At 47.4% G+C, this 441-nt stretch carries 1 pseudogene; it reads left to right on the forward strand.

Going from position 1 to position 441, the window contains the following annotated elements:
- A pseudogene (locus IT084_RS19135) lies at nt 1–441 on the forward strand (2-oxoacid:acceptor oxidoreductase subunit alpha); the annotation flags it as partial.

Consider the following 441-nt stretch of genomic DNA (forward strand, 5'->3'; position numbering starts at 1 on the left):
CTCGCTGGGGAACCCACGGCGACCACTCAATTATAGTCCTGTCTCCCGCATCGGTAAAAGAGATGTACTATTTAACCGTGCGAGCATTCAACCTGGCCGAAAAATATCGTACGCCGGTAATATTGTTGAGCGATGAAGTAATTGGCCATTTAAGAGAAAATATCGCCCTACCCGAACCCGGCACAATTGAAATAATAAATCGCAAGCGGCCTCAGGGGGATCCGAAAAAACACCTGCCTTACAAGCCGGATGAAGACGGCATACCACCCATGGCCTCCTATGGTGATGAATATATAGTACACGCATCAAGCTCTTGTCACGACGAAACCGGCTGTTCCAATAGCAAACCGGACACCAACAACAAGCTATTGAATCGCCTGAGGGCAAAAATTTATAACAATATAGAAGATATAGTCCAGGTCGAGTATTTTGGCCCCGCGG

This window comes from Desulfallas sp. Bu1-1 (assembly GCF_015594625.1).
Taxonomy (GTDB): Bacteria; Bacillota; Desulfotomaculia; order Desulfotomaculales; family Desulfallaceae; genus JADNRQ01.